This window comes from Franconibacter pulveris, assembly GCF_056780215.1.
Map to the genome: position 1 here is coordinate 2,214,879 of NZ_CM165555.1, position 26,298 is coordinate 2,241,176.

Genomic DNA, 26,298 nt, shown 5'->3' on the forward strand with positions numbered 1-26,298 from the left:
GATAAAAAAGAGAGAAACGCGCGGCACTATTTTGAGCGGCGGGTTATCAGACGAAAAGCATATTTACTTTCGCCTTAACGGGCGGGCGAAAACAGCGCTGCCGGTTTAATGGCGTATTTATGAAAGGGGCATTGCGGCGTAAAGCGCCGCGTCCGTTCAGCGACCGCAGCGGCGGTCGCTTGCTTCCCTGAAAGCTTATTTCTTTTCATCCTCCTGCTTCATCCGCGCCCGGATGCCGCCTTCAATCGTCGCCGTGCCTTTCATCGGCTCGTAAATCGCGCCGGTGCTGTGCGGCTGCGACTGCGCTTTTTCAATTGAACGTCGGGCGACATTGGCCGACATTTTTTCCGTCGTATCCGGAAAGAGGTTGTGGGAAATCGTCGAGGCGTGGGCTTTCCAGCCTACCGGCATCTCTTCTTTCGGGTTCAGGCAGGCCTCCACCAGCGCGTCGATGACGATTTTCGGGTCATCCATGGCCGCCATGCGCGGCGCGTGGCCGGTATAGTTAGCGGCATGCGTCCACCAGGGGGTATCTACCGCCCAGGGCATGACGGTCGCTACTTTGATCTCTTTGAACTGATTGAGCTGCAGCTCTTCATTCAGCGTGCGGCTCAGGCTCAGCACGGCCGCTTTGGACGCGGCGTAAGAGGCCTGGTAGGCGAGCGGCACTTCGCTGTCCACAGAGCCTACGTTAACCAGCACGCCAAACCCCTGCGAAATAAAATGATTGATAGCTTCATGCGCGCCGTAGATAAGCCCTTTCAGATTGACGTCGATAAGCCGCGCGTGGTCGGCGACCGGGATCTGCCAGAAAAAGCCCAGCGCCCCCACGCCAACGTTGTTTATCCAGATATCGATATGACCGAAACGCTGGATGGCGCTGTCTGCAAGCGTCGCTACCTGCTCCGGGTCGCTTACGTCCACCGCCACCGCCAGCGCCTTGCCGCCAGAGGCGGCGATATCGGCGGCGAGCGCTTCAAGCTCCGCCTTGCGCCGGGCGGCCAGCACCACGTTTGCGCCCATTTCCGCCAGCCGTATCGCCGCGCCGCGCCCAAAACCGCTGGAGGCGCCCGTAATGACGATAGTGGCGTTAACCAGATTTTTTCTGACCATAAACCAACCTCGAAAAAGGAAAAATAAGGAGCCCCGCAGCGGCGCGCCCTGAAAACTATCTCATTGAGTTTAGTTGTCTGCGCAAAAGATGAGCGGGGCGAAAAAGAGAAAGCGCGTCCAGCGAGATGTTAAAAAACACAGGGGAAAAACGAACGGAAATCCTCGGTGCTGAAAAAAGTAAACCTAAAAAGCCTGACAAAAACATTTTTATAAAAGGATATTAACAAAATAATAGGCTTAATTGAGAAATAACTCAAACGTAAAGAAATGCAAGACAGTTGAGTTAAGCAAAGCCGCATGTTATTAATTACGGCGTGTTTAACTACCGGAGACAATTTTCATCCGCAACGACGAGAAGCAACATCGCGGATAAATTGAATTTATATGAGCAGGTTATTCAGGAAGAACGCTTCGCTTTTCACCTCTTCACTTTCATTTTCTCTTCATCACGGCGAGCAGCACTGGCGCAGCGCGCTGTAGTCACTTTCTCTTCTGCCCGCGCCGTCTGGCGATGCGGCTTATCGCGTAGTTTTATCGATTTTTGCCCTGTGGCGAAAGGTCACAGGCGCGCTTCTCAAGCAGGAGAGAAAGCATGTTTTACTGGATTTTATTAGCACTGGCCATTGTGGCTGAAATAACCGGCACGCTGTCATTAAAATGGGCAAGTCAGGGCGACTCGCCGGCAGGTTTTATTCTAATGATGGTGATGATTTCCCTCTCTTATATTTTGCTCGCCTTTTCGGTTAAAAAAATTGCGCTCGGCGTCGCCTACGCCATGTGGGAAGGTGTCGGCATCGTGTTAATTACGCTTTTCAGCGTGCTGTTATTTAATGAGAGCCTGTCGGCAAATAAAATTATCGGGCTGGTGATATTACTTTGCGGAATTGCGCTGATTAAAACCGGCACCCGACAGCAAAAAGTGCAGGAGGTGCAGCATGGTCTTTGAATGGATCCATGGCGCCTGGCTGCTGGTGGCTATCGCGCTCGAAATTATCGCCAATATCTGGCTTAAGCTTTCAGACGGTTTTCGCCGCCCGGTTTATGGCGTGCTGTCGCTGGCGGCGGTGCTTTGCGCCTTCGCGGCGCTCGGGCAGGCGGTAAAAGGCATCGAACTGTCAGTGGCTTACGCCCTGTGGGGCGGCTTTGGCATCGCCGCGACTGTCGCGGCGGGTTGGGTGTTGTTTGGCCAGCGTCTTAACGGCAAAGGCTGGGCGGGGCTTGCGCTGCTGCTGGTCGGTATGGTGGTGATTAAGCTCGCCTGATGTGATCGCCGTCAGAACTCCGTGACGGCGAAACGTCTCGCTGACGGTAAATTAGATTAGCTGGAACGATGTTTTGCTAATGTATATATATGAATTCTGAAAAAGTTATCGGAAGCGAGAAAAAGAAAACCGATGCATCAGCCGTTCCGGGGTCGTATGGTGCCCAGCGCATGGGCGCTTTTTGTGATGATATTTCTGTCGGGCGTTGGATTGATTGTTTCCGTGGTGGCGCTGCTGTACCTTTCACTCAACTTAATCAGCAGCAAAACGAACGAAATAGACGAACATCGCACCGCGCTTTCGGTAAAAGGCGCCATTCAGACCACGGTCAATAAAATGTCGGCGCTGGTCATCGATAACGCCGTCTGGGACGACGCCGCGAGAGAACTCTATCGTCCCGCGCTTAATGAAAGCTGGCTTTACAGCACCTGGGGCGCCGGATTTAAAGTCGGCAACCTCTATGACGGCACGTTTATTCTCGATGAACATTTCCACATACTCTGGGGCGCATTCAGGGGCGCTACGGCAAGCGAAAAGCGGCTCGATTTTTTCGGCCAGGGGTTGGGGGCGATTATCCGCCAGCACGCCGGTTCGCTGCGCGATAAGAAGGTCGTTTATTCCGGAATCACGCGCACCCGGGAAGGCGTCGCCTTCGTGGCGATTGGCCTGGTGCGTCCGGTAGTCGGGCCGTTGCAGGCAGGAGAACGGACGCGGCGCTATTTACTGCTTACCCGTCACGTCAACCCCGGGCTGCTGCGCGAGCTTGGGGAAACCTTCCAGGCGTCGGACCTGACTTTTAGTGCCCAAAAAATGTCGCCTGCCAGCGTGCCGCTGCAAAGCGCGGCGGGGGAAACGCTTGGCTATCTGCACTGGCGGCCCACGCAGCCGGGCGCCGAAGCGGCGAAAGCCTCTTCCGGCAATTTTATTCAAATCGTGATCGCCGCCGTGGGGCTGATCCTGCTGTTTATATTATTCAGCAGCGTAGGGCTCTATCGGCTGGCGCGCGGCGAGAAAAAGGCGCGGGAAGTGGCGCGTCTGGACTGGCTAAGCCGCCTGCCGAACCGTCGGGCGTTGATAGAGCGGATGGAGCAAAGCAGCCAGCGCGCGGAAAGCGAAGTGATAAGCGTGGTGTTCGTTGATCTCGACGGCTTTAAGGATGTCAACGATATCTACGGCCACGATACCGGCGACCAGCTTATTGTCACGCTTGCCGATACCTTTCGCCAGCACGTGTCGGAAGGCGGCATGCTGGCGCGCATGGGCGGCGACGAGTTCGCCCTGTTGCAGGAGGGAGACGCGGCGCATGAAAAAGCCGTCGCCTGGGCGAATAAGGTGCTTGAAAGCCTGAACGCGCCGGTGCGGCTGGGGGAGCGGGCCATTCACCTTAGCGCCAGCATCGGCATCGCTTCCGGCTCGTTGCAGGATTGCACCAGTAAAGAGCTGTTTCGCCGGGCCGATATCGCCATGTATCACGCCAAGCTCAACGGCAAGAGCAGGGTGATGCATTATGACGGGGAACTTAACCGGGTGCGCGAGTTCCAGCTTCGCGTCGAAAACGAGATCCGCAACGGGCTGGAGCGGGATGAGTTTGAAGTCTGGTATCAGCCCATCGTTGACGCCTGCAGCGAGAAAATGGCGGGGGTGGAGGCGCTGATGCGCTGGCCGCGCCGCCCGGCGGGGCCGCTGCCGCCCGATACGTTTATCGGCATCGCCGAAACCTGCGGGCTTATCCACGCGCTGGGGGAATTTGTGCTGCGCCGCGCCTGCCGCGATCTGCAGCCGCTTTACGATCTCAAGCTTTCGGTGAACATTTCACCCGCCCAGTTTCGCGACCCGGAGTTTGAAAACAAGGTTGCCCGCGGGCTGCGCGAGAACCATTTCCCGGCGGCGCGTTTGCAGCTGGAAGTGACAGAAACGTACGTGCTGGAGAACCCGGAACGGGCGGCGGCGGCCATCGCCAACCTGAAAAGCTTCGGCACCGCCATCGCGCTGGATGACTTCGGCACCGGTTATTCCAGCATCGGTTATCTGCGGCGCTTTAACTTCGATACCATCAAGATTGATAAATCCCTGGCGGGGCGGGTGGATAGCGACCCGCAGGCCGCCGCGTTGGTGAGCGGCACTATCCGCATCGCCACCGCGCTCGGCATGGCGGTTACCGCCGAAGGGGTGGAAAACGCGCAGCAAAAGCATCTGCTGCGGCAGGCGGGCTGCGACGCGCTGCAGGGGTACTATTTCAGCCAGCCGATGCCGATAGAGGCGCTGCTGCGCCTGCGCCGGGAGCAGGGCGATAAACCGCTAGCGGCTGGCGAGCGCCTCGAGGCGCTCCCGGAAGCCGGTCACTGAGATAGCGCGGTTATCGGCGCGGTAGCGGTCTTTTGCCGCCGGCGCGGAGCTTTGCACGCCAATAAGCTGCCAGCCTGTCCCGGTATTGAGCATCAGCGGCGAGCCGCTGTCGCCGGGCAGGGTATCGCACTGGTGAGAGAGCACGGTGCGCTGCGCCCAGCCGGTTATCAGACAATCACGGTGGCTGTAGAGCGTTTCCAGATGATCTTCCGGGTAACCCGACTGGGTAACGCGACGCTCCGTTTTGCTTAACGCCTCGGTCAGCGCGTCGCGATCGCCGGTGAACAGCGGCAGCGGCGTAATGCCGGACGGGGGATTGCGCAGCACAATCAGGCCGAAATCATCCGGCGCGGCGGAAGGCGGCACGATCCAGCCGTCGCCGTCCGCTTTCAGACGCTTCCCCAGCGACGATTCAACCCGGCCTTCAATATCATGGATTTCGTAGCGCCAGCGCCCCTTCAGCGAGACAAAGCGCAGCGCCACCGGTTTGTCGATTTTGCCGCGCGGCGGCGTCAGCAGGCAGTGGCCGGCGGTCAGGGCAAGGTGAGGGGAGATAAGCGTGGCGGTGCACAGGTTGCCGCTTTCGGTTTCCAGCTGGCCGATAGCGTCCCACGGCGCGTCGGTGGGTTTTTCAACGCGCACGCGGTCGTCATGGCCAAAAAAAAGCGTGGCGATCTCATTTGTCGCCTCCGGCGCTTCGCCGACATCCGCACTGGCGAAAAAGACCGGCAGAAAAAACGTTCCCAGCAATAAGACAACGGTTTTATGCATATCACTCTCTGGTGGGCAATTATGATTATAGAAGTAACCCTGCCCTGTAACTATAGACGGGACGCGGTGAAAGCGGGAATAAAATCAGCGCACTAGCCCGCTTATAAATAGAAAACGCCAGCAATCACGCCGCAAAGAATCAGTAACGTCAGAATGAACTCAAACCGGTAACGGCGCATGATTCCGGCCTCCTGTAATACGCGATAACCGCGAACGCGGTATGCCCGCAAGCGCGGGCGTAGGGTCAGACTATAAGCGGCGGGGCGGACGGCTTCAGTGAGAGATTGGTATCGGCCTGTAACGATATGTACAACCGCAACGCGTTGAGCCGCCCGCCTTTTCTCTGTGGCGCAATGCGTTTATCATCCCGCCCGTTTTAACAGGAAAGCGGCAGATGCCGAAAAAAGGTCAACACGCCTGAGGAGGCAGATTTATGAATCAAGGTCCGCTTAACGAAAAAGAGCTGGAGTGGCTGGACGAGCTGCTGGCGAAATATGGCAACGACGATTCCGTGCTGGATGTGTCTGAGCTGGACGGCATGCTCACGGCGCTGCTCTCCGGCCCGCGTGAAATAGAGCCCGAACAGTGGCTGACGGCGCTGTGGGGCGGCGAGAAGCATATCCCGCGCTGGTCTTCCGAGCGCGAGATGACGCGCTTTATGAACCTGACGTTCCAGCATATGAACGATATCGCCGATCGCCTAAGCGATGCGCCGGACCAGTTCGAACCGCTGTTTGGCTACCGTGAAGAAAACGGCCGGGAGTATGTGGTGGTGGAAGACTGGTGTTTCGGCTATATGCGCGGCGTGGCGCTGGACGACTGGTCAACGCTTGCACAGGAGATGAAACCGGCGCTGGACGCCATCGCCCTGCACGGCCAGCAAGAGAATGTGCAAACGCTTGAGCAGATGACGGAGCAGGCGTACGAGCAGAGCCAGCAAGCCATCGGACCGGCCGCGTTGCAGCTCTATCAGTACTGGCGCTCGCAGCCTGAAATGCGGCAAACGCCGGTGACCGCCGAACCGAAAGTGGGCCGTAACGACCCGTGCCCGTGCGGCAGCGGCAAAAAGTATAAAAACTGCTGCCTGCATTAAGCCGCGGCGGCGTCGGGCCAGGCTTGTTGCACGCCTGGCTTTGCAAGAACGCCTCTGTCGTTCGGCGACGGAGGCGTACTCTTTTTAAAGAGAGCCAGCATAGGTTATTCAGGCCGCCTGCCCCGAAAACCGTCGAAGGAGAGATGACGTTTGTTATGGCGTGATGGCTATACTGGCGGATAACCCCGCGACCAGTTCGACACCCTCCGGCAACGTGTCTATATGAATGCGAACCGGGATGCGCTGCGCTAGCCGCACCCAGCTAAATGTCGGTTCGACATCCGGCAGGCCGAGCCCGCCCGTCTCGTCATTGTTGTCACCGATTCCGCGACCGATACTCTCCACATGACCCGCAATCGCTGGCGCCTGGCCCATCAGCGAAATGTGCGCCGTGTTGCCCACGCGAATATGACGCAGTTTGGTCTCTTCGAAATAGCCCACTACCCAGAAACTGTGCGCATCAATGATGGCGACTTTGGTTTCTCCCGCCGTGGCGTAGTCGCCAGGGCGCAGCCGAAGATGGGTGACATAGCCCGCAACCGGCGACCGAACGGTGGCATGCGCTAAATTAAGCTGCGCCAGTTCCAGCGCCGCCGGAACACGGCTAACCAGCGCAGAAGTTAACGCTGCTTTACCAGCAAACAGTTGCGGTAAAGCACTTACACCATAGGTGAGATTTATCTGAAATAGAGCGGGTTGCATTCTTTATAATCCGAGCAAACGTACAATAAACCAACCGCGATAATGGATGAAAACCGGTGAGTAAAAGAGGGGATATCATTGAGCTTTCTAAGCTGCCAGTAGCCAAATTCGGCCTGGTATATTCGGAAGTGTTGGGCTGGATAGATTTAGGTCATGATGGTGGGGAAGACATTCGCAGGACGCTAGCGTAAATGGAGGCTGGCGAGAAAGGCGCAAGCGACTACGAGGTGATTTATTCGCAGTCGATGTATAAGTTTCGTCACGCAGTGGGGATAGGGCGCCATATCCGCTGGTCGGTAAGAAAAGGATTAAGCCAACAGGTCAAACACAGCATAGTTCTGGCAATGATGATGCGAACGGGTACGCAATTTGAATCTCTTCAGGCGTCTTTACCCTTTAGCTGGACAACGGATAGCGGATACAGCGCAGAAGACCTGGTATCGGACCTGCTGGGGTTTTACCGCGTAGTACGGCCAATGAATTATTTCGCGCAGTTACGGATTGTCAGCAAAGAGGACGCGCTCAAGCGATGGGATCACTATGGCCCTATCGGGAATTACAAAAATAAGATGTTTCGCCCGCTCCTTTTCCCGGCCCCAACAGCAGGCAACAACGCTAAACCTTATTTTGGTTCACTCCCTGCGTTTATGACCTCTATTACCCCTTACAATAGCTTTTCTGGCGGTGCGGTGAAGGTGATAACCAATAACGGGGCGCATATGAATATTGGGAATGCGCCCATGAGGGAATATAAATGAGCATAAAGTTAAAGGGCGCACTTATAGCCGTTATCATTCTGCTTATGGTTCCACTCTACCAGATTGGCTCAGTGATGCTTTCTGACAGTGCCGATTACACAAAGACGGACTGGCTGAAATTCAAATTACTTGCGCCGGATTCAATCAAAAGTGCGCCGCAATTGGATGACGCTCGCGTTATTCATTACCGTGCTGCCGACGGCAACTCACCGCAAGTTGATGAAATTGAGTATAAGCCGGACGTTGCCACCAGCGCGCTGGAAAACTACCTGATATCGTTAGGCTACCGTCAATCCGACGATCCTGTTTTCGGTAAACGCTGGGTTAAGGATGGAAGTTCAATAAGCGCCTTTATAGCTAAAACGGACAGCTCGGTTTTGCTGACCTTTACGGAATAACCCGGCCTTAAGTGTGTTTGGTATACAAGCGGCTTTATGCTGTTCAGGCACTATTTGGGGGGCAGTTTGGATATCGCAAATTATTATACGTTTAGCACACCTCCAAACTGCGCCCTGTTACCACATCAACGAGACGCAGAGCCGAAAAGACAGCTACCACTGGAGAGTAAACAAATGGCAGTTTCAGCAATCATTGTAGTTATCGCCCTGAGCGGGTACGCATACGGATTTATTAAAGCCCGCGAATTGAGCGCACTACGTAAGGAAATGCAGTTATACATGGATCGCATGGAAGCGGCGGAGCTGGACTTGCATGCAATTCGCAGCGTAGCGGAGCACCGATTACACGGCACGGGTAAAAAGTTTGCCGATCTTTATAGCCGTCTCAACGGTGCAACTGTGACGCTGACACCCGAAGATCAAATTTTACTGGCAACAATGCCGGATCATATCCAAGACGTAGAGGACATCGTAAACGAGCGCGGCCCGAAGACCATTAGCGGGCGTCCTTTTTGGACAGTTGAGCCAGGCCCGCACGACTACGAATACGGCCCGCAATATCCGTTATTCCCAGGCCAGCGCTAATAAGGATCAGTATGGATATCGGAAGTTATTATATGGCAAGTCTATTTTCTGATGAACTTGAACTCCGTCCTGCCTGCGGCAACCCATAGTTTCAAATCCATTTTATTTTCATCAGGGAACTGAATGTCTTCGCTCAGTGTCGCGATGAGCTTTGAAGATAGGCTATACCCGCTTTGACAATACCAGTCAGGAAAACGACGAACCTGTCCAGATCGGGCGTGTAAATCAGGTCTATGTTGGAATCAAAAACTTTATGGGTTCCATCAACGTTAACATAGGTATTTATGGCTGTTTCCAGGACAAATAAATTCATGAAATACATGCTCTGCGCATCGTCTCTCTTGAGCAGGTAATTTAGTTCAGGCCGCCATTCTACCGCTTTTTCAATAAGCTCGGGCTTGATGTGTCCGACAAATTTATTTCTTAGGTACTTAGCAAACTCAAACTCTCTGGCTGTGTCGCTGTATGAGGCTGACAGGTGGCGATGCTTAGCATAAAGCGGCTTGATTGTTTGTTCAAAATCAACCAGGTTGGCCGTAGCGATAAGCACCTGTTTAAACATGACGATACTTGTCATAGTGCTAAAACCTGTCTCTTCATAATGCTTATCGATTTCTTTCAGGTCCGCCAGAAGTAAACGCGCTTTAATAAGCTCTTTCATAGGATATTCTATTTAACTGTAGTAGCGCCAACAGTCCCGGTTAAAGATGCTATTGACAGATAGCGGTTTATGAACCGGCTGCTTCTGCGCGTTAACCCGGCCCTTCACTGCCAGCCGCCAGCAGGGGAACCAGCACATCGCTGATGGGTACGGCGATGCCGCGCGCCTGAGCTAAGCGCTGTATCACGCCGTTGCGGCTGTCCCACTCCAGTGGGCGGTTGGCCTGACGGTCGGCGAGAATCGAGGTGCCTAAATCCGCAGGCGCACGCTGCAAATTCACAATGATTTCCTGCACCACCCCGTCGTCCAGCACCGCCCCCTCGGCACGGGCGACAGCGAGACACTCATACAGATACGCCCGAGCCAGTCCGGCGATATCTTCACGTGAGAACATGCCGGCACGGCGGTTCGCAAGCACCATCAGACCAGCAACGGCATTTTGCAGCAGCTTGCGCCAGGCGACGGAGGAAAAATCCGCCGCCAGCTCGACTGCGCAGCGCGAGCCGCTCAGTGCATCAATTACACGGTTTGCCTGCGGGAGATCCGGCAGCGTCAGACGCGGTTTGGCACGCAGCCAGACCGACGCATCCGGCTCGCGCTGAGCCGGGAACCAGACCACTGACGGCAACACCGTTGCGCCATTGACCCAGGGCTCAAGCTGGGTTTTCTGTTCGATGCCGTTTTGCAGCGCGCAGACGACCGTGTTTTCATCGCACAGCGCGCTTAGCCAGCCGGCGATGTCGGCGTTTTGCGTGGTTTTCACGGCGACAAAGACCAGAAAGCAGGGCGAGTTGAGAGTTGTCGGAGAGTTTAACACCGGGCCTGGAACAACGATGTCGGCCTCGTCGTAACGCAAAAGTAAGCGCTGATGCGCGGAACGCCCGCAAAGTAACGGCGTGCGGCCCACTTCATGCAGCATCGCGGCGATGGTCGTGCCAATCGCCCCAGGCCCAATCAACGCTATTGTCGGATGTGACATCGTTAGTTCTCCTGATTGACTTAACCCATTATCAGTGTGCCAGCGGCAATCACTGTGCACGCCGCTATTTTTCTGCACGTCAGCGTTTCGCCGAGAACCAGCTAACCCAGTGCCGCGGCAAACAGCACGCTGGTTTCACGCAGCGCCGACACGGCCCCCAGCGGCGCGCTCGCCATGGCGTAAATAATAATGCCGTACGCCAGCAGCGAAATCAGGCCGCCGCCCGCCGCAGCGATAAGCCCTGGCCGCCAGCGCAGCAGGCTGCTGGCGTCGGCAGACGGTTCCGGTTGGCGCTGGATTGCAGTTGACTATCATGTTTGATAAAACAAAGAAATCAATACTTCAAAAAATATCCCTTTATGATGTTAAGCCGCTCTTTCAAGGTGCCTTTCCAGGGGACGACGATTTGTGCTGAAAGTACTTTCGGGCGTAATGGACATATCCTGATGCTCCATGGCGGCGGTAAAGACAGAAAGATTTTCTATAAATATCGTGCTCTGATGGACACGTTAGGCTTTGGCACGACGCTATTTGACTTTATAGGTCATGGTGAGACAGGCGGTGATATTCATGCGTCTTCTCTTTTTAGCCGTACTATGCAGGCAAAAGCGGTTATTGCTTTTCATGATCAACCTATTACAGGCTGTATGGGGGTAAGCATGGGAGCCTATAACGCTCTGCATCTTAGTAAAACAATCAAACTCCACTCTCTTATCCTCATGGTCCCTGGCGTTTATTCAACGTTAGCCTGTAAGGTTAAATTCGGTCCTGATTTTTCTGAAATTATACGCAAGTTCCGAAGCTGGGAAGAAACGGACGCCTGGTCGATAGCCGCAGAGTTCACCGGGAATTTGCTTGTGATTGCCGCAGAGAATGACGCAATTATTCCGGCTGAAATACCCGATAAACTCGTGGCTTGCGCATCTCGCGCTTGCAGAAAGGAACTGCTGACTATTTCCGGGGCTGGCCATAATACTATTTGGGAAAACGTAATGCGTTCACAAGCGTTATATAAAAAAACATGTTCTGCGTTTGAACGGTGTTTGTCTTTTTGAATTAACCTGTTGCTCAGCGCGTAATATTGTTGAGTTGCGCCTTGTCCGTTTCTGGCGCATGGCCGTTAGCTCACTGTCAGCAGCAATTGAAAAGCAATATCTTCGTATGTACATCATTTAATAAGCAATGCGCCGCGCAGTTTTAATATCCTGGAAAACATGTTGCAGCGAAACCAGGGGGCGGCGTTCAGACCGTCGCAAAACCGTCATCGACAATGAACTCCGCTAATGAAACTACCGGGTAAGACTTTTCTCCTGGGTGGAGCCTGCCCTGAATAAGACGTTTCTATTAGTGCCACTCCGGTTAGCAACGCATATTCTTCAGCCAGTTTCACTTGCTGAATACACCCTCAAGCCCTGTCATATTTGATGATGTCTGGCTTGGCGGGTGTGTCGCAGACCCAGCTCTGGCCGTAAAACGATAAGACATTCGCCATCACAACATCCTCCTGAGCTGTCTACCCATTCAAATGCAGGCTGCTGCGTACGGAATAACGCGCAAGCAGAGACTTACAACCTCCGGAGCCGGGCGCCACGTCCGGTTTTAACGCAACTAACGACGAAGCTGCCCCTCGCAGAGCACACTGTGCCGCCGCGTCGCAAGTGAATGCAGCAGCCCGTATCCGTTGATACAAATATCAGGTTTGAGGGCGTTATCATGCTCAAATATTTACTGCTTACGAGTCTGCTGATTGCGGCCTGGGTGCTGCTCACCGCCTGTAGCCATTCGGGTAATTCGCGCTTTATCGCCCCGGCGAAGAGGCCTGCGCCGATAGCGTCCCGGCCCTGGCCGCCTAACAGTTTCCTCGTCATTGCCTATCACGATGTGGAAGATGACGGGGCGGACCAGCGTTATATGTCAGTGCGCACCAGCGCGCTCAACGATCAGATGGTCTGGCTTAAGCGCAACGACTACCGGCCGGTGAGCGTGCAGCAGATCCTCGATGCCCGCAACGGCGGCGCACCCCTGCCGCCAAAAGCGGTGCTGCTGACCTTCGATGACGGCTACAGCAGTTTCTATACCCGCGTCTGGCCGCTGCTGAAAGCCTATAACTGGCCCGCCCTGTGGGCGCCGGTCGGCATCTGGGTCAGCACGCCGGAGAACAAAAAGGTCGACTTCGGCGGCCTGCCGACCGCCCGCGAGAAGTTCGCCACCTGGGATATGGTGCGTGAAGTGAGCCGCTCGCCGCTGGTGGAAATCGGTTCGCATACCTGGGCTTCGCACTATGGCGGCGTGGCTAACCCGCAGGGCAGTTCGCAGCCTGCGGTCGCGAACCGCATGTTCAACAAAAAGACCGGCCAGTATGAGACGGATGAAGAGTATCAGGCGCGTATCGATAAGGATGTAGCCACCATCACCGCCAAAATCGAGGAAGTGACCGGTAAAGCGCCGCGCGCCTGGGTCTGGCCTTATGGCGCGGCCAACGGCGTGTCGCTGTCGATAATTAAACAGCATGGCTACCAGATGGCCTTTACCCTTGAGGATGGTCTTGGCAATGTGAACCATCTGGACAGCATTCCTCGCCAGCTTATTAACGGCAATCCTTCGCTCCAAAACTTCGCCGAGGGGATAATAAGCGTTCGCGAGCCTAACTCCATGCGGGTGATGCATATCGATCTGGATGATGTATACGACCCGAACCCGGCGCAGCAGAAAAAGAACATCGACAAGCTTATCCAGCGCGTTTATGACATGAGAGCGTCACATGTTTTTCTCCAGGCGTACGCCGACCCGACGGGCGACGGTACGGCCAGAGAGGTCTATTTTAAGAACCGCTGGCTGCCGGTTCGCTCCGACCTCTTTAACTTTGTGGCGTGGCAGTTGCAAACCCGGGCCGGGGCGAAAGTCTATGCCTCGATGCCGGTGCTGGCCTTCAATCTGGACAAGTCGTTGCCGCGTGTGCAGGTCTGGGACCCGAAAACCGGTACGGTGAAAATGGACCCAACAGAGTACCAACGCTTGTCGCCCTTTAACGCCGTGGCGCGCCAGCGAATCACTGAAATCTATGAAGACCTGGCCCGCTATTCCAACTTTGCCGGCGTTCTCTTCCATGACGATGCGCTGCTGACGGAATTTGAAGACGCCAGCCCGGACGCCATGACCGCCTATCATCAGGCGGGCTTTAAAGGCTCCATCACCGACATTCGCAACAACCCGCAGGAGTTTGCGCGCTGGACGCGCTTCAAGAGCCGGGAGCTTATCGATTTCACGAAATCGTTAACAGAGACCGTCCATGCGATTCGCGGTCCGCAAGTCAGAACGGCGCGCAACATCTACGCCACGCCGGTGCTCGATCCGCAGAGCGAATCCCGGTATGCGCAAAACCTCAACGACTATCTGACCACCTACGACTGGACGGCGCCGATGGCGATGCCGCTGAGGGAAGGCGTGCCGCTTAACGAAAGCGGCGCCTGGCTTGATAGTCTGGTGACGGCCGTGAATCGGCACCCTGATGCGCTGCGCAAAACCATTTTTGAACTCCAGGCGCGAAACTGGCGGCAGGCGGAAAACCAGGGAAGGATAAGTGGCAAACAGCTGGCGCAATGGATGGACCAACTGGAGATAAGCGGCGCCAGTAGCCTTGGCTACTATCCCGACGATTTTATTAATGGTCAGCCAGGCATGGATGAGATTCGGCCCTCATTCTCCGCCTGGTGGTATCCACAAAAAACGGCCGTTCTGACGGGTAACTAAGCGCATTGACTGACTGGTTGCTTAACGCGCGTTTTCGCCTCACTGAGCGGGCGCAGTCACCCTTCGCTTATCAAGCCAGGGCTGAAAACCAGGCGCTTAGGGAGTAAGCAGGAGAGGGCGAAAATAAAAAGCCGGGCATAGCCCGGTTTTTTCTGACAATTCGTGCGCAACGCTTTTCAAACTCCCGCAACGAAACCCACAAGCCAGGCTGCTGTGGGCGTTCAGCACCAGCGCCTGCCTGAGCCTCAGGTCACTGTGACTCACACTACGTTCAGGGGGCAGGGCGCGTTGTGCTGTAGCCGGGCGTTAATGACCCGACAGGGGATTAAGCGAAAGCAGTTTTACCTTGACTGAAAAGCTTACTGCAGCGAGGGCACATGAGCATTGCGCCTTTCTGGACCCGGGAGAAACTGTGTTCTGACTGTTGATTGCAATGAGGGCAGGTACATTTCACGAGATAATTACGGCTATTTTTTGCGTCTTTGCGTTGTGACATTGAATAATTCCTGATGGAGGGGCAGCCACCATACACGATTCCTCCGCACATAGCCCGTAATGCTTCTCCTGGCGCTGCAGGTATTGAAGCTTCCGCGCCCCGACAGGCGGGAAAGCAGGCGTGCGTCGGCGCTTATGGCTTCTCGTATCCACCGGATAAGTGGCACGCGTTCATGCGCGGGATGCCCAAAATCCGACCTTCGTCTTAAACGCCGCATTATGTAATTTCCGCTTCGCTTTCGCCGTTATTTCCTGTCGCCCTCCGTGGAAGACCTGGCGTAACCTGCTGCCTCGAATTGTTGATGCACTATACTGACCATTGCAGTTGTCATTTATCGACGAGGCTGCGCGCGGTGACTAACCTGACGCCAACCTTACCTATGACCCTCAGGAGAACAAAATGCAAAAGAATAAAACGTTAAAAGGGCTGCTGGCCGTATCGGCAGTTGTAGCAATGTTCAGCACTGTCGGCGTGCAAGCCCAGGCGACGAGCGCCGCGCAAAATAGCGCTGCAGGCCAGAGCGAATCGGGCGCTAAGCTCAGCGCCGGCGACGAAAAAGCGTTGAAGGACATGGCGCAGGCCAATATCAATGAAATCGCTGCTGCGAAGATAGCCCTGAGCAAGGCCCAAAGCAGCGACGTCAAAGCCTTCGCGCAGAAGATGGTTGACGACCATGGCGGCGCTCTGACCAAAGTACAGGCGGTCGCACAGCAAAAAGGCGTGACGCTGCCGACTGAGCCGGACGCCAGTCACAAGGCCATGGCCGCCCAGCTGGAAAAACAGAGCGGCGACGCCTTTGACAAGATGTATATGGAAAACGCCGGCATGAAGGACCACCAGATGGTGCTGTCGACGCTTAAGCGTGACGCCGGGAGTATTAAGGATTCGGACGTGAAGGCGTTGGCCGACGCGCATACGCCGGTCGTTGAGCAGCACCTGAAGTCCGCCCAGCAGATGTCGACGCAATCCGGTAAGTAACCGGCTTGTTCGATGGGATCAGGGTTCTGCGCCCGGGCAACCCTTTGTTCAAAGGGTTGCAGAAAACCACGGCGGGAGTGTCGCTGTTGAGCGTGCTGAAGAACGGGCGACGACCTTTACGGTAAGCGTGCCGTTCGCTGCTCGCCTGTGGGCCGTCACACGCTGCCGCACTGGAATTAACGCAGGCAGGTTCGACAGGCTGCATGGCGCAGAGAGTGCGAAGGACCGCTTCTGGCGCAAAACGGACAGCCCGCATTTCTGGCGCCCTGGCGCCACCGATTTTTGCATTGCCGGAATGACAACGGCAGGGTGACTGCGCAGTACGTCCTGATCCTGGCGGCCCGCGTTGTCTCAACGCAGCAGTAACCGACGAAGCCCTTGCTCATCATAAATCTGCGCCTTGATGATTTCTCATCACTCCCGTGGCGGGCCACCGCTGCCCCTGTGATGATTCAGAGGTTCAGGCGGAATCGCGCAGCAATTTTTCATCTGCATGAGCACGATCGTACTCAACCTGGGCTAATTCCATGGCCGGACCGAACTCCAGCGCCCAATTCGTCAGCGCCATAAAAGGCTGCTGCAATGACTGCGCCAGTGGCGTAATAGAATATTCCACACTCACAGGAGAGCTTGGCAGAACCTGACGATTCACTAAACCGTTGCGCTCCAGGCGTTTCAGCGCATCGGCCAGCGCTTTATGGGTAATCCCGTTCAGGCGTCTGCGAATTTCATTGAACCGGCAAGGTTCAGTACACAGCACCGTAAGAATTAATATCGACCATTTATTGGTGATGTTTTCTAAAACCGGGCGGGTTTTTCCTATGTCTTTCAGGCAGTTGTTATTTATCTCTGGCATGGCGATATAGTCACTTATCGTTGGTATAGGCAAAGTGCGTAATTGATATTAAGTATAGATTTTATACCATTGGTTTTCGACCTGAAGCGGAGAAAACAGATGGGCAACATTGAAAAAAAAGTCGCTGTGGTGCTTGGCGGCGCGAAAGGAATTGGGCTGGCTATTAGCCAACGTTTCGCAACCGAGGGGGCGGTCACCTGGTTCACCTCAAGACGAGATGAAGAGCTTGAAACCGCTAAAAGCAAAATAGCCGGTACCACGATGCCACTGCGGGCAGATGTCAGCCAGAAGAACGAACTGAGCCGTATCATGCAGACGATTGCAGAAAAATCGGGTCAGATAGATATATTGGTCATCAACGCTGGCATCTCGGAATACGCCACGCTTGAAGAAATCGATGAGCCGCATTTTGATAAGACGTTTGGCCTGAATGTTCGCTCGCCCGTCTTTGCCCTGCAGGCAGCATTGCCCCTGTTGAAACCCGGCAGCAGTGTCGTACTCATCGGTTCAATTGCTGATGTTATCGGCACGCAGGGATATGGCGTCTACTCAGCCAGCAAAGCTGCACTGCGCTCTTTTGCCCGCACCTGGACACGTGAACTTGCCGGGCGCGGCATCCGGGTTAACGTAGTCGCGCCAGGTCCGGTAGACACGGACATGATGGCCGCTGTCTCTGATGATGTGCGTAAAGGGTTAACCAGCGCAATACCGCTGGGCAGAATGGCCCGGCCTGAAGAGGTGGCAAACGCGGCGTTTTTCCTCGCCAGTGATGAGAGCAGCTATATTGCAGGCGCCGAGATTTGTGTTGATGGAGGAATGACACAGGTTTAAGGGATGACACGGCGGCCATCCCGGGATGGCCGCGCGTGCGACAGGTTCACGTTGCTGCCGTCGCGGGATCGGCAAGCATCGCATCGGCGATATCCAGCATGACCCGCAGGCGGTCCATATGCCGGAGGTCAGAGTGATAGCCCACCCAGATATCTTTGGATGGCGGCGGCTCCGGCATGGGAATGCTCTGCAAGCCGGGTATGGCGTCGCCAATCGGCCGCGGCAGCACGGCAATCCCCATTCCCCGCTGGCACATCTGCGCCTGAACGGCCCGGCTGGTGCTGGTGAACACACGTCGTGACAGAGGGAACCTGTCGAGCAGCCAGGCGACGTCAGAAAAGTGGGATTGCGCCGTGTTCATGAGAATAAGCCCCACGGCGGCCGGGTTCTGTTGCGCAATATGCGCGGTTTCCGCCGTGCCATACAGCGCATAGGGGATGCTCATCAGGCGGCGCTGGACAATATCCGGTTCGGTAAAGGGAACAATGCGAAACGCGATGTCGGCATCACGGCGCGACAGATTGAGCAAGCGGTAGCTTGCGATGACTTCCGGCACAATCGCCGGATGGCGGCGCGTCAGCTCGCACAGGACAGGCGCCAGAACATAGTTAGCAAACCACTCCGCTGAAGATATCCGCAATATCCCTTCCAGACGTTCGTGATTACCTGCCAGGCGACGTTCCATCGCCAGCGCGGAGTTTTCCACCGCTTCTGCCAGCGCAAGAACCCTGTCGCCGGCGTCCGTCAGCACCAGACCATCCCTTGTCCGGCGAAATAGCGCTTGCTGCGCCTCAACCTCAAGCGCCTTTATCCGGCGTCCAACGGTCGGATGGCTCACGCCAAGGCTTCGGGCTGCCTCACCGAAAGAGCCCTTGCGAAGGACTGCAAGAAATACCCGGACGTCGCTCCATTCCATGCCATCGTCTCGCCGTTCAAAAATGAACATCGAATATACAAAAGTGTCAGTTCCAAAACAACTTTGTCGATATCACTATAGCCTCCTCAACTAAGGCGCCCCGGGCGGCAATAGAGGAAGCGGAAGAGATGAACAAATCAAAAGACAACGTTGCCATTGTGACCGGCGGCTCCAGCGGGACTGGGGCAGGCATTGCCCGTCCGCAAGCCGAGCCGCGTCGCTGGGCAATGTTTGTCATTTTACTGGTCGGCGCATTTTTGCCGCCGCTCGATTTTTTTATTGTCAATGTTGCGCTGCCTGCCATTCAGGGCGAGCTGGGCGCCTCTTCCTCCGCTGAACAGCTGGTCATTTCATCCTATGCTGCCGTGTATGCGGTGACATTAATTACCGGCGGTCGGCTGGGCGATATTTATGGTCGCGGAAAAATGTTCTTTCTTGGGCTTATCGGTTTTGCCGCTGCATCGCTGCTGTGCGGTTTAGCCTGGTCACCGTGGGTGCTGATTACCGGACGCATCTTACAGGGCGCCACGGCCGCGATTATGGCGCCCCAGGCGCTGGCCTCCGTACAGGCCATTTTCCCGGAAGCGGAAAAACCGTTAGCGCTGAGTATCTATGGCGCCGTGTTTGGCCTGGCCTCGGTTATCGGACAGGTTTTGGGCGGCATTCTGATTTCAGCGGACCTGTTTCACCTGGGGTGGCGGGCTATTTTTCTCGTTAACCTGCCGGTGGCGCTGCTGGTCATTCTGTTTGGCCTGCCGCTGCTGAAAGAGACGCGGGCGCAATCTGCACAGAAACTGGACCCCGTCGGCATGCTGCTCGCGACCATTACGCTGAGCGCGCTGATTGTGCCGTTGATTGAAGGCCGTGAGGCGGGATGGCCCTGGTGGACGTGGCTGTCATTTCTTGCGTTCCCGCTGCTGGCCTCGTTGTTATGGCGTTATGAAGGTCGTCTTAGCCAGAAGGGCGGCTCGCCGCTGCTTGATCCGACCGTGTTACGCGCGCCGGGCCTGGGCCAGGGGCTGGCGATCGTTTTGCTGCTTTATTCCATCGGCGCCTTCTTTCTTTTATTTTCTGTTTATCTGCAAGGCGCGTTGCAGCTAAACGCCCTGACCGCGGGCCTGGTATTTCTGCCCTTTGGCGTCGGCTTTTTGATAGGACCGTTGCTGACGCCTTACCTGAGGCGTTTTGTCGGAAATTATCTGAGCGCAATCGGAATGGGATGCGAGACCCTGGGGTTAGCAGGCATGGCATGGTTGATTGCCAATACCGAGGCGGGCAACCCGCCGGCTACGCTGCCGCTCGCCGTACTGCTTTTTGTTACCGGTCTTGGCCAGGGGCTGGCGATGCCTACGCTTGTGCGGATGGTGACCGGCCGCGTTGCGCCAGCGTTTTCAGGCATGATTGCCGGCGTGACCAGCTCGGCGCTACAAATCAGCACTGCGCTGAGCGTCGCCGTAATCGGCGGCATTTTTTACAGCCTACTGGACAACGGTAAAAGCGGCGCCACTATTACCCATGCCTTTATCGTCGCGCTTCTGGCGATGTCGGTCTGCCTCGCCAGCGGCGCCGGGCTAAGTGTCCGGCTTATCCGGCGCTCCTCTGCGCTGTCTTCAGCGCCAGCCAGCCTTTCCCTCAAGTAAGGCGACAAAGGTCAATCGGCTGAGCGAGTTTTCACTGGATTGCCGTTAGCGTGCGGGTGTTTGCGTTTTAGTGTGGGCATGTAACGTCATAGCTTGATGAGGCCGGAGGGATTGCAACTGGCGGGTAAGCGCAGCGCCACCCGCCAGGTACAACGCTTACAAATAGCGCGACTCTAAATGCGCCCGGAAATAACGTGCGCTGAGGTCTTCACCCGTCGCGTTGGTAATTAACTGCGAGGTGGAGAAGCGGCTGCCGTGCTGCCAGATATTCTGGCGCAGCCAGTCGAACAGCGCGCTGAAATCGCCCTGGGCGATATCGGCGTTAAGCTGCGGCAGCGCGGCGCGGGCGGCGTGGAACAGCTGGGCGGCATACATGGCGCCAAGCGTGTACGACGGGAAATAGCCGAAGCCGCCGTCGGTCCAGTGAATATCCTGCATGCAGCCGTCGCGGTAGTTGCCTTTGGTGGAGAGCCCCAGCCACGCCTGCATTTTCTCATCCCACAGCGCCGGAATATCTTCCACTTCGATATCGCCGTCGATCAGCGCGCGCTCTATCTCATAGCGCAGCACGACGTGCGCCGGGTAGCTTACCTCGTCGGCGTCCACGCGAATGTAGCCTAGCTTCACGCGCTGGTTCCACGCCACGTAATTTTCCGGCGCGAAAGCGGGCTGGTCGCCAAAGCGCTGAACAATGTGCGGTAAAAGACGCGTAAGGAAAGCCTCGCTGCGGCCCAGTTGCATCTCAAAGAACAGGCTTTGCGATTCGTGAATCGCGGTGGAGCGCGCCAGCTGTACCGGCTGGCCCGGCCATTCGCGCGGCAGGTTCTGCTCATAGCGGGCGTGGCCGGTCTCATGGATAACGCCGAACAGCGCGCTGAAAAGCTCGTTTTCATTATAACGGGTGGTGATGCGCACATCTTCCGGCACGCCGCCGCAGAAAGGGTGCGCGCTCACGTCCAGCCGTCCGCCGTTAAAATCGAAGCCGAGCATCTTCATCGCTTCCAGCCCCAGTTCGCGCTGCGTGGCGGTGGGGAAAGGCCCTTCAGGGGCGATAAGCGCGCGCTGCGCCTGCTTCTCTGTGGCCCGGGCGAGCAGGTCCGGCAGCCAGCTTTTGAGATCGCCGAAAAGCGCGTCGAGGCGCGCGCTGGTCATCTGCGGCTCAAAGATATCGAGCAGGGCGTCGTAACGCGAGCAGCCTTTCGCTTCAGCCCGCAACTTCGCCTCTTCGCGGCTCAGCTTCACTACCTCTTTCAGGTTTTGTGAAAAGCCTTCCCAGTCGTTATTGGGACGCTGGGTGCGCCAGGCGTGTTCGCAGCGGCTGCCCGCCAGCGATTTCGCTTCCACCAGCGCTTCCGGCAGCAGCGAGGCCTGCTCGTAATGACGTTTGATTTCCCGCAGGTTAGCGCGCTCAACGTCGTTGAGGTTTTCCTGCTCCGCGCCGTCAATCCACTGCCCAACCTGTTTATCGGTGAGGATCTGGTGCGTAAGCACGCTCATCTCCGCCAGCGCTTCGCCGCGCGCCTGGCTGCCGCCGGGCGGCATCATGGCGAACATATCCCAGCTGGCGATGGAGGAGAGATGAGAGAAGCGGGAGAGCCGCAGGAAAGTGCGGGTAAGCTGCTGATAATTTGTCATTTTCATAAGGCCTCGTGACAGAATGGGCAAAGCAAGAAACTACCATTAACCACGCTGAAACACGAGGCCCGCCGCCCGTTAATGGGCGCGGTGGTGCAAACGTACGCCGACGCCGAGCGCCATCACCAGCAGCAGGGCGATAAAACCGCCCACGCCGCTCCAGCCCCAGGCGTGCCAGAACATGCCGCCCAGCGTGCCGGCGAGGCTTGAACCCAGGTAATAGCTGAAAAGGTAGAGCGAAGAGGCCTGGCCTTTGGCGCGCTTCGCCCGTGGGCCAATCCAGCTGCTGGCGACCGAGTGGGCGGCGAAAAAGCCCGCCGAAAAGAGCAGCATGCCTGCGAAAATCAGCCACAGCGAGGAGAAGAGCGTCATCAGCAAGCCGCAGAGCATTATGCCGGTAAAGGCTAACATCACCGGGCCGCGGCCAAAGCGCGCGGTCATCGCGCCCGCCTTAGGCGAACTCCAGGTGCCGGTGAGATAGGCTACAGAAAGCAGCCCCACCATCGCCTGGCTCAGGTGCCAGGGCGAAAGCATCAGCCGGTAGCCGATGTAGTTAAAAAGGGTGACGAACGCGCCCATCAGCAAAAAACCTTCGGCGAAAAGCAGCGGCAGCCCTTCGTCTCGCCAGTGCAGGCGAAAGTGAATAAACAGCGTTTTCGGGCGCAGGGAAGAGGGGCGGAAATGGCGCGAGGCGGGAAGGATTTTCCAGAACATCAGCGCCGCCGCGAGGGCAAAGCAGCCGATGGCGGCGAGCGCCACGCGCCAGCCGAAGAAATCGGTCACCACGCCGCTCAGCAGTCGTCCGCTCATGCCGCCGATGGAGTTGCCGCTGATGTAAAGCCCCATCGAGAAGGCGACCACGCTTGGGTGGATCTCTTCAGAAAGATAGGTCATGCCCACCGCCGCCACGCCGCTCAGGGAGAGGCCAATCAGCGCGCGCATTAACAAAATGCCATGCCAGCTGGTCATCAGGGTGGAAAGCAGCGTACAGCACGAGGCGAGCAGCAGCGCCGTCACCATCACATTTTTACGGCCAATGGCGTCGGACAGCGGGCCGGTAAAGAGCAAGCCGACGGCGAGCATGGCGGTGGAGATAGAAAGCGAAATACTGCTCTCGGCAGGCGTTACGCCGAACTCATGCGAGAGTACCGGCAGAATAGGCTGTACGCAGTAGAGCAGGGCGAAAGTGGCGAGGCCCGCCGAAAAGAGGGCCAGCGTGACGCGCATAAACAGCGGCGTGCCGCGCTTGATGTGGGTGACCGGCGTTTTCACGCCCTGAACGTCAGCGCGAGCGGGGGTCAGTTCGCTGGCTGTAGTGGTACGGCTCAAAGTTATGTCCTGAATCATCATCCCCGCTGTTGCAGGCCACGGGTATCGCCTTCTTTTCAGGGTAGAAAGTGGGTAATCTTCTGTCTAATATATTAATAATCTCAAATGATATTTTAAAAATATGAATATCGAACTGCGTCATTTACGCTACTTCGTTGCAGTCGCCGAAGAACTTCATTTTGGCCGCGCCGCCGCCCGGCTGAATATCTCCCAGCCGCCTTTGAGCCAGCAGATCCAGCTGCTGGAAGCGCAGATTGGCGCCCGGTTGCTGGCGCGCACCAACCGCAGCGTCAGCTTAACGGCGGCGGGGCTGCAGTTTCTGGCCGACAGCCGACAAATCTTAAGCCAGGTGGAGGCCGCCGCCGTGCGCGCCGGACGTCTGCACGCGGGGGAGACGGGCGAGCTGCGCATCGGCTTTACCTCCTCCGCGCCTTTTATCCGCGCCATTTCAGACAGCCTTTCGCTTTTTCGTAAGCGTTATCCGGACGTGCATTTGCAGACGCTGGAGATAAACACCCGCGCGCAGATAGCGCCACTTAACGAAGGCGCGCTGGATGTCGGGCTGATGCGCAACACGCCGTTGCCGGATACGCTGGCCTGGAAGCTCATCCTGCGCGAGCCGCTGATGGCGATGCTCCACCGCGAACACCCGCTGGCCGCCCGGGAGAAAATCTCGCTGCGCGAGCTGGCGGATGAGCCGTTCGTCTTTTTTGACCCGCACGTCGGCACCGGGCTTTATGACGACATTATCGGTCTGCTGCGCCGCTACGGCGTGAAGGCGCAGATAACCCAGGAGGTGGGGGAGGCGATGACCATCATCGGGCTGGTGGCGGCGGGGCTTGGCGTCTCCATTCTGCCCGCCTCGTTTCAGCGGGTGCGGCTGGAGGAGATGCGCTGGGTGGCGATTGAAGAGCCGGACGCGGTATCGGAGATGTGGCTGGTCTGGTCGAAGCACCATGAGATAAGCGCCGCCAGCGAGCGCTTCATAACGCTGGTCAGCGAAGCGGCATTAACGCTCGCTCCCACGGCGAGGGCGCTCAAAAATGTGCGGTAAATCACAAGCATGGTGAAATATTTGACGATATGTGTATAAGTGCTTCACCATAGCCGAAGGTTTATTTCGCAGCGTGAAAATAAGGAAGCAAGACGTGGTTGCTGATAGCCAGCCGGGCCATATTGATCAAATAAAACAAACCAATGCAGGCGCAGTTTATCGTCTGATCGATCAGCTCGGCCCGGTGTCACGTATCGACCTCTCTCGCCTCGCGCAACTCGCGCCCGCCAGCATTACCAAAATTGTTCGTGAGATGCTCGAAGCGCATCTGGTGCAGGAGACGGAAATTCAGGAGCCGGGCAGCCGCGGACGGCCTGCCGTTGGGCTGGCGGTGGAAACCGAGGCCTGGCATTACCTTTCGGTGCGCATCAACCGCGGCGAAATCAACCTCGCGCTGCGTGACTTAAGCAGCAAGCTGGTGGTGGAAGAGCAGCTCGATTTGCCCCTGACGGCCGAAGCGCCGCTGCTTGCGCGTATCATCCAGCATGTCGATACCTTTTTCATTCGTCACCAGCAGAAGCTGGAGCGGCTTACCGCCATCGCCATTACGCTGCCGGGCGTGATTGATACCGAAAGCGGCCTGGTCCGACAGATGCCTTTCTATGACATCACCGATATGCCGCTCGGCGAGGCGCTGGAAACGCATACCGGCGTGCCGGTGTTTATTCAGCACGATATCAGCGCCTGGACTATGGCCGAGGCGCTGTTTGGCGCGTCGCGCGGCGCGCGGGATGTCATTCAGGTGGTTATTGACCACAACGTGGGCGCCGGGGTGATAACCGACGGGCGATTGCTGCACGCGGGCAGCAGTTCGCTGGTCGAAATAGGCCACACTCAGGTAGACCCTTACGGCAAACGCTGCTATTGCGGCAACCACGGCTGCCTGGAAACCATCGCCAGCATCGACAGCGTGCTGGAGCTGGCGCAGCAGCGGATGAATCAGTCGATGGGCTCTATGCTGCATGGCCAGCCGCTTAGCGTGGAATCGCTTTGCGACGCGGCGCTGCACGGCGACCTGCTGGCCCGCGACATTATCCTCGGCGTCGGCACCAACGTCGGGCGCATTCTGGCCATTATGGTCAACCTGTTTAATCCGCAGAAGATAATCATCGGCTCGCCGCTAAACCGCGCGGCCGATATTCTCTTTCCCGCCATTGAAAACTGCATTCGCCAGCAGGCATTGCCAGCCTACAGCAGCCATATCAGCGTAGAGAGCACGCAGTTCTCTAACCGGGGCACCATGGCGGGCGCCGCGCTGGTGAAAGATGCGATGTATAACGGTTCGTTATTGATTCGTCTGTTGCAGGGGTAACAATTTTTACCTCATCCACCAAAAATTGCGCTACCTCAATCTGAGGCCAACCGTCTTATTTTACACTTTCGCCACTGAATTATTCTCGTTTGTATTTATCTGAGCATAACCGTGGAGTCAGTGATGCTTAAGCGTTTCTTTATAACCGGTACGGATACTTCTGTCGGGAAGACAGTGGTGTCGCGCGCGCTGCTGCAGGCCCTGGCCGCCAGCGGCAAAAGCGTGGTGGGGTTTAAGCCTGTCGCCAAAAGCAGCAAAGAGACGCCGGAAGGATTACGCAACCGGGATGCCCTGGTGCTGCAAAGCGTCTCAACCCTCGATCTCCCTTACCACGCCATCAACCCCATCGCCCTGAGCGAAGATGAGAGCAGCGTGGCGCACAGTTGCCCGATTAATTACACCCTGCTTTCCGACGGCCTGGCGCGCCTGAGCATTCAGGCCGACCATGTTGTGATAGAGGGAACCGGCGGCTGGCGCAGCCTGATGAACGATCTGCGGCCGCTTTCGGAATGGGTGGTGCAGGAACAGCTGCCGGTGCTGATGGTGGTGGGCATTCAGGAAGGGTGCATCAACCACGCGCTGTTAACCGCGCAGGCCATTACTAACGATGGGTTGCCGCTCATCGGCTGGGTGGCGAACCGTATTAATCCAGGCCTGGCGCACTACGCGGAAATCATCGACGTGCTGAGCAAAAAGCTGCCTGGTCCGCTGGTGGGCGAGCTGCCTTATCTGCCGCGCGCCGAGCAGCGCGAGCTGAGCCACTATGTGGATATTTCCGCGCTGGGGCTGACGGCGTGCGCGAAAGCCGTCTGACCTGTTTCCGACATCAAAAA

At 56.6% G+C, this 26,298-nt stretch carries 25 protein-coding genes and 2 pseudogenes; 15 read left to right on the plus strand and 12 right to left on the minus strand.

The genetic code is table 11. The features are described from left to right. Positions 1-195: 195 nt before the first annotated feature. Positions 196-1,113: an SDR family NAD(P)-dependent oxidoreductase gene (locus ACU4F7_RS10505; protein ID WP_481638616.1), complete on the minus strand. Its 918-nt coding sequence runs from the start codon at positions 1,111-1,113 to the stop codon at positions 196-198. A gap of 592 nt (positions 1,114-1,705) precedes the next feature. Between ACU4F7_RS10505 and mdtJ the strand changes: the two genes are divergently transcribed. The 3 genes from mdtJ (at position 1,706) to ACU4F7_RS10520 (ending at position 4,721) form a co-directional block, all read left to right on the plus strand. Next, positions 1,706-2,059: a multidrug/spermidine efflux SMR transporter subunit MdtJ gene (mdtJ, locus tag ACU4F7_RS10510; RefSeq protein WP_029592858.1), complete on the plus strand. Its 354-nt coding sequence runs from the start codon at positions 1,706-1,708 to the stop codon at positions 2,057-2,059. Next, positions 2,049-2,375: a multidrug/spermidine efflux SMR transporter subunit MdtI gene (gene mdtI, locus ACU4F7_RS10515; protein WP_481638617.1), complete on the plus strand. Its 327-nt coding sequence runs from the start codon at positions 2,049-2,051 to the stop codon at positions 2,373-2,375. Before mdtJ ends, mdtI begins: the two co-directional genes overlap by 11 nt. Positions 2,376-2,507: 132 nt before the next feature. Further along, entirely contained in the window at positions 2,508-4,721 is a 2,214-nt protein-coding gene (locus ACU4F7_RS10520) for a putative bifunctional diguanylate cyclase/phosphodiesterase (protein ID WP_481638618.1), read from the plus strand. Here the strand turns inward: ACU4F7_RS10520 and ACU4F7_RS10525 are convergent. Both ACU4F7_RS10525 and ydgU read right to left on the minus strand, forming a co-directional pair. Further along, positions 4,674-5,492 (minus strand): trypsin-like serine peptidase, encoded by an 819-nt coding sequence (locus ACU4F7_RS10525; RefSeq protein ID WP_029592862.1) that lies wholly within the window; start codon positions 5,490-5,492, stop codon positions 4,674-4,676. The genes ACU4F7_RS10520 and ACU4F7_RS10525 overlap by 48 nt on opposite strands. A gap of 101 nt (positions 5,493-5,593) precedes the next feature. Then, complete coding sequence (ydgU, locus tag ACU4F7_RS10530) at positions 5,594-5,671, minus strand: small membrane protein YdgU (RefSeq protein WP_459208636.1); 78 nt, start codon at positions 5,669-5,671, stop codon at positions 5,594-5,596. A gap of 254 nt (positions 5,672-5,925) precedes the next feature. On the opposite strand from ydgU, the gene ACU4F7_RS10535 reads away from it, so the two are divergent. Further along, positions 5,926-6,585, plus strand: coding sequence for a YecA/YgfB family protein (locus tag ACU4F7_RS10535; protein WP_349951645.1), 660 nt, complete (start codon positions 5,926-5,928; stop codon positions 6,583-6,585). Positions 6,586-6,738: 153 nt separating this feature from the next. Here ACU4F7_RS10535 and ACU4F7_RS10540 read toward each other — a convergent pair. Beyond that, a pseudogene (locus tag ACU4F7_RS10540) lies at positions 6,739-7,179 on the minus strand (efflux RND transporter periplasmic adaptor subunit); the annotation flags it as partial. A 299-nt stretch (positions 7,180-7,478) separates the two neighbouring features. Here ACU4F7_RS10540 and ACU4F7_RS10545 point away from each other — a divergent pair. The 3 genes from ACU4F7_RS10545 (at position 7,479) to ACU4F7_RS10555 (ending at position 9,028) form a co-directional block, all read left to right on the plus strand. Beyond that, positions 7,479-8,045 (plus strand): hypothetical protein, encoded by a 567-nt coding sequence (locus tag ACU4F7_RS10545; protein WP_481638619.1) that lies wholly within the window; start codon positions 7,479-7,481, stop codon positions 8,043-8,045. After that, entirely contained in the window at positions 8,042-8,443 is a 402-nt protein-coding gene (locus ACU4F7_RS10550; RefSeq protein WP_024559266.1) for a hypothetical protein, read from the plus strand. Before ACU4F7_RS10545 ends, ACU4F7_RS10550 begins: the two co-directional genes overlap by 4 nt. 174 nt (positions 8,444-8,617) lie before the next feature. Further along, positions 8,618-9,028, plus strand: coding sequence for a hypothetical protein (locus tag ACU4F7_RS10555; RefSeq protein ID WP_029592868.1), 411 nt, complete (start codon positions 8,618-8,620; stop codon positions 9,026-9,028). Positions 9,029-9,161: 133 nt separating this feature from the next. On the opposite strand, the gene ACU4F7_RS10560 is transcribed toward ACU4F7_RS10555, so the two are convergent. From ACU4F7_RS10560 to ACU4F7_RS10570, 3 genes and pseudogenes are all read right to left on the minus strand, one after another. After that, on the minus strand, positions 9,162-9,689 hold the full coding sequence (locus tag ACU4F7_RS10560) for a hypothetical protein (protein ID WP_481638620.1): 528 nt from the start codon (positions 9,687-9,689) through the stop codon (positions 9,162-9,164). Positions 9,690-9,780: 91 nt separating this feature from the next. Continuing rightward, positions 9,781-10,668, minus strand: coding sequence for an oxidoreductase (locus ACU4F7_RS10565; protein ID WP_481638621.1), 888 nt, complete (start codon positions 10,666-10,668; stop codon positions 9,781-9,783). Positions 10,669-10,688: 20 nt separating this feature from the next. After that, positions 10,689-10,940, minus strand: a pseudogene (locus tag ACU4F7_RS10570) (EamA family transporter); the annotation flags it as partial. Between the two features lie 45 nt (positions 10,941-10,985). Here ACU4F7_RS10570 and ACU4F7_RS10575 point away from each other — a divergent pair. Together ACU4F7_RS10575 and pgaB are read left to right on the plus strand one after the other, a co-directional pair. Further along, the gene (locus ACU4F7_RS10575) at positions 10,986-11,723 is read left to right on the plus strand and encodes an alpha/beta fold hydrolase (RefSeq protein WP_481638622.1); all 738 of its coding nucleotides are present in this window, start codon (positions 10,986-10,988) and stop codon (positions 11,721-11,723) included. Between the two features lie 658 nt (positions 11,724-12,381). Then, the gene (pgaB, locus tag ACU4F7_RS10580) at positions 12,382-14,418 is read left to right on the plus strand and encodes a poly-beta-1,6-N-acetyl-D-glucosamine N-deacetylase PgaB (protein WP_481638623.1); all 2,037 of its coding nucleotides are present in this window, start codon (positions 12,382-12,384) and stop codon (positions 14,416-14,418) included. 325 nt (positions 14,419-14,743) lie between these two features. Here the strand turns inward: pgaB and ACU4F7_RS10585 are convergent, their stop codons facing one another. Then, complete coding sequence (locus ACU4F7_RS10585; protein ID WP_321164467.1) at positions 14,744-14,965, minus strand: YnfU family zinc-binding protein; 222 nt, start codon at positions 14,963-14,965, stop codon at positions 14,744-14,746. Positions 14,966-15,313: 348 nt separating this feature from the next. On the opposite strand from ACU4F7_RS10585, the gene ACU4F7_RS10590 reads away from it, so the two are divergent. After that, positions 15,314-15,892 carry a DUF4142 domain-containing protein gene (locus tag ACU4F7_RS10590; RefSeq protein WP_029592874.1) on the plus strand — a complete coding sequence of 193 codons (579 nt, stop codon included), beginning with the start codon at positions 15,314-15,316 and terminating at the stop codon, positions 15,890-15,892. 460 nt (positions 15,893-16,352) lie between these two features. On the opposite strand, the gene ACU4F7_RS10595 is transcribed toward ACU4F7_RS10590, so the two are convergent. Continuing rightward, a complete protein-coding gene (locus tag ACU4F7_RS10595; protein WP_481638624.1) occupies positions 16,353-16,748 on the minus strand; it encodes a winged helix-turn-helix transcriptional regulator in 396 nt (131 codons plus the stop codon). 99 nt (positions 16,749-16,847) lie between these two features. Between ACU4F7_RS10595 and ACU4F7_RS10600 the strand changes: the two genes are divergently transcribed. After that, entirely contained in the window at positions 16,848-17,579 is a 732-nt protein-coding gene (locus tag ACU4F7_RS10600) for an SDR family NAD(P)-dependent oxidoreductase (RefSeq protein WP_481638625.1), read from the plus strand. Between the two features lie 46 nt (positions 17,580-17,625). Here ACU4F7_RS10600 and ACU4F7_RS10605 read toward each other — a convergent pair whose 3' ends face one another. After that, a complete protein-coding gene (locus ACU4F7_RS10605; RefSeq protein WP_481638626.1) occupies positions 17,626-18,495 on the minus strand; it encodes a LysR family transcriptional regulator in 870 nt (289 codons plus the stop codon). A 227-nt stretch (positions 18,496-18,722) separates the two neighbouring features. Between ACU4F7_RS10605 and ACU4F7_RS10610 the strand changes: the two genes are divergently transcribed. Continuing rightward, the gene (locus tag ACU4F7_RS10610) at positions 18,723-20,135 is read left to right on the plus strand and encodes an MFS transporter (protein ID WP_481638722.1); all 1,413 of its coding nucleotides are present in this window, start codon (positions 18,723-18,725) and stop codon (positions 20,133-20,135) included. A 156-nt stretch (positions 20,136-20,291) separates the two neighbouring features. On the opposite strand, the gene ACU4F7_RS10615 is transcribed toward ACU4F7_RS10610, so the two are convergent. Beyond that, complete coding sequence (locus ACU4F7_RS10615) at positions 20,292-21,776, minus strand: carboxypeptidase M32 (RefSeq protein ID WP_481638627.1); 1,485 nt, start codon at positions 21,774-21,776, stop codon at positions 20,292-20,294. 72 nt (positions 21,777-21,848) lie between these two features. Continuing rightward, positions 21,849-23,099, minus strand: coding sequence for an MFS transporter (locus ACU4F7_RS10620; protein ID WP_481638628.1), 1,251 nt, complete (start codon positions 23,097-23,099; stop codon positions 21,849-21,851). Positions 23,100-23,220: 121 nt separating this feature from the next. On the opposite strand from ACU4F7_RS10620, the gene ACU4F7_RS10625 reads away from it, so the two are divergent. The 3 genes from ACU4F7_RS10625 to bioD all read left to right on the plus strand — a co-directional run bounded on the left by ACU4F7_RS10625 (position 23,221) and on the right by bioD (position 26,278). Next, positions 23,221-24,153, plus strand: a complete 933-nt coding sequence (locus ACU4F7_RS10625) for a LysR family transcriptional regulator (RefSeq protein ID WP_029592882.1) — start codon at positions 23,221-23,223, stop codon at positions 24,151-24,153. A 94-nt stretch (positions 24,154-24,247) separates the two neighbouring features. Continuing rightward, positions 24,248-25,465, plus strand: coding sequence for a sugar metabolism global transcriptional regulator Mlc (mlc, locus tag ACU4F7_RS10630; protein WP_481638629.1), 1,218 nt, complete (start codon positions 24,248-24,250; stop codon positions 25,463-25,465). A gap of 123 nt (positions 25,466-25,588) precedes the next feature. Then, positions 25,589-26,278 (plus strand): dethiobiotin synthase, encoded by a 690-nt coding sequence (gene bioD / locus ACU4F7_RS10635; RefSeq protein ID WP_029592885.1) that lies wholly within the window; start codon positions 25,589-25,591, stop codon positions 26,276-26,278. Positions 26,279-26,298: the final 20 nt, after the last annotated feature.